At 58.8% G+C, this 529-nt stretch carries 1 pseudogene; it reads right to left on the bottom strand.

Annotation, left to right across the window (positions count from 1 at the left end):
* Positions 1–338: pseudogene (locus AC4FS3_RS29420) on the bottom strand (hypothetical protein); the annotation flags it as partial.
* Between the last annotated feature and the right edge of the window lie 191 nt (positions 339–529).

Genomic DNA, 529 nt, shown 5'->3' with positions numbered 1-529 from the left:
AAAAGCCCCAACGGCAAGGTTCCGCCGACAATACTGAACAGGCCGCTTCCCAAGCCGAACAGGGTGGCGAACAGCATCGCGACCCAAAATGAAGGGGGGGCAACGATGATCACTGTCAGCGCCAAAACGAGCAGAACGGCGGAGATGATGGCCAGATGAAGTTGCAGTAGGTTCTTCGCGATCACCATGTTGAGCAACCGGCTTGCGACCTGCGCGGGGCCGAACAACGTTCCCGCAGCAACTCCAGCCGCCCCCAACCCAAGTGCGGCAAGCATTGGCAGCATATGAATGAGAACCGCTGAACTGATAAAACTCTGCAGAGCAAAGGCCGTTGTCATCATAACGAAGCCGGCGGTTCGGTCCCGGTCCCTCAAGTGGTCCTGCGGTGAAGTCGCCGCTGGATGACCCGGTCGCTCGGCGTTTGCGGTGCTAAGGTCCGGTTTTCGGGCAAGCAGGACGTGAATCGGCAAACAGACAACCAGCTGCAGACCGGCGAACACAAGATACACATCACGCCAGCCCAGGAAGC

Source organism: Pseudogemmobacter sp. TB195 (genome assembly GCF_058313095.1).
The sequence above is the reverse complement of the archived record's forward strand: the minus strand, read 5'-3'. Positions and strand labels throughout refer to the sequence as shown.